Origin of the sequence: Domibacillus antri (assembly GCF_001936625.1) — a bacterium.
In the GTDB taxonomy this organism is placed as follows: Bacteria; Bacillota; Bacilli; order Bacillales; family Domibacillaceae; genus Domibacillus; species Domibacillus antri.
The window spans coordinates 1-2,032 of record NZ_MSDU01000035.1 but is presented as its reverse complement, the minus strand read 5'-3'; the positions used below and the strand labels follow the sequence as shown (position 1 = coordinate 2,032).

Below are 2,032 nucleotides of genomic sequence, written 5' to 3'. Positions count from 1 at the left end.
TCTCTTCTTTTTTCGGGCGCCCGCGCCCGGAGTGGTGCTTCGTGGTGGAAGACACAATCTGCCCCTGCACAGAGAAGCCTTTTTCCTGAATGAACCGGATGCTTTCCTGCATCGCGGTGTGGGCATCGGCTTCACAGCTGAATGGCACCTTTTCTTTTTTCGCCAGTTCTTTTGCGAGTTTTTCCTGCATCTTGGCCCACTTCTTGGACAATGTTTTTTCTTTCTTGGCGGCCAGTTCTTTGGACCAGACGACAACGAGCGGGTAGGATGCCTGCCCGCTGTCGCAAGGGCTGCCCGCTGTTTCATACAGGTGATACGCCTTGCCGGACGGGCTTTGAAACGGCATCCATTCCGCCTTTTGGATAGCTTGTTCTTTGGCCGATTTGGTCAGGCTGAAGGTGTCCGGCAGTCTGGAAAGAAACAGAATGCGTTCGTTCTTCATCGTGGCCAGGTTCTCTTTGGTCACCAGGCTGCTGTCGAGAATGAACGGTGCTACCTGGCCTTTTTCTTCGAAAAAGGCCTTCATGGACTGGACCGTTTCGATGCTCCATTTCTGGTCTGATACATTGCCGGAAAAGACATTGCCAAAGAGGGGCAGTCCGTTCTGCTGGACGCCCAGTCCGATTTTGATTTGTTTTAAATCTGGGCGATGGTCTTTACTGTGGCCATAGGTAATGGTAAAGGAAAAGTCATCGAAGTGGCAGCGCAGCTTTACGAGACTATTTGCACTCCTGTTCATTTGTTGAATATGCCACCGTTAAAGCTTTCGGGGCACATTGGGATTGGAGCGTCAGAAGAGGAAAAGTATGGGCATTCTGTACTCTTAAATGCCATGATGGCGCTGCGGGATGGGAAAAATAAAAATAAACCGATTCATCTTTTTCAGCAGCACATACAAGAAGCGATGACCCGGCAGCTGACACTGGAAAAAGATTTGCAAAATGTATCCATTGGTGATGAATTTTCTATCGTTTTTCAGCCGCAGGTCAAGGTGTCTACAAACGAAATTATTGGGTTTGAATCGCTTGCCCGATGGCGTCACCCTCTGTTTGGGCCGATTTCACCTGTTGAATTTATTGCATTGGCAGAAGAAAAATTAATCATTTATCAATTGACGGAGCGGACGATTGATTATGTATTCAAAATATTAGAAACACGGAAAAGAGAGTATTCGTTTACGGGCATTGTATCGATTAATATTTCATCCCTTTTACTTGAACATGTTGTGTTCATTGAATTTGTCCGGTCCCGTCTATCCTATTTTGATATTAACCCTAAGCAAATTGAATTTGAAATTACCGAAAGTGTGCAGCTTTTTTCATCGGAAACCGTTTTGTCCCATCTGCAGCTTTTGCGTAAGATGGGCATTCGTATTTCAATTGATGACTTTGGAACAGGCTATGCGGCCCTTTCCTATTTAAGTCATTTCCCGGTGGATAAAGTGAAAATTGATAAACACTTTATTGATCAAATTGACACTGATCGAAAAGGAGAAGCGATTTTAAAATCAATTATTTCACTTATTAAAAATATGGAATTGTATATGATTGCGGAAGGTGTCGAGACAGCGGATCAAATACGGTTTTTAAAAGAGCGCGGCTGCGATCATATTCAAGGATATTATGTTTCGAAGCCTCTTACAGAGGAAAAAAGTGATATGGTTGTAAAAAACGGCTGCTATATAAAGTGAGAAGCTTCTTTGAATAACCTCTTTTTTAAAGGGGAAAAGAAAGCTTCACAACCGGATGAATTGATGAGAAAAACGAGCATATGCATGAGCTGATGACAAATACCTGTATTGCTTCCCTTACAAAACAGCATTAGTCGAACCTTTTGCCTAACCCTTCAAAAAAATTTGACAGGACAAAAATCTTCATAATATAATTAGAGATGCGATGAGCTCGTTTGCGTAAGACGGACGGACATTCCTGTTTCAGGAACATGTTGTGGAGCATGGTTCGGACGCCGCAAATTTCGAGAAAGCACTCTGTCCAAAAGACAGAGTGCTTTTATTGTGTTCTTTGAAAACCCC

2 protein-coding genes are annotated in these 2,032 nt (G+C 43.6%); one reads left to right on the top strand and one right to left on the bottom strand.

Annotated features, from left to right (window positions below):
- Positions 1–739 (bottom strand): IS1634 family transposase (locus tag BTO30_RS13600; RefSeq protein WP_143331975.1); only part of this gene is annotated, 739 nt, incomplete at its 3' end.
- Here BTO30_RS13600 and BTO30_RS13595 point away from each other — a divergent pair.
- Positions 698–1,690 carry a putative bifunctional diguanylate cyclase/phosphodiesterase gene (locus BTO30_RS13595; RefSeq protein WP_158023604.1) on the top strand — a complete coding sequence of 331 codons (993 nt, stop codon included), beginning with the start codon at positions 698–700 and terminating at the stop codon, positions 1,688–1,690. The genes BTO30_RS13600 and BTO30_RS13595 overlap by 42 nt on opposite strands.
- Positions 1,691–2,032 lie beyond the last annotated feature (342 nt).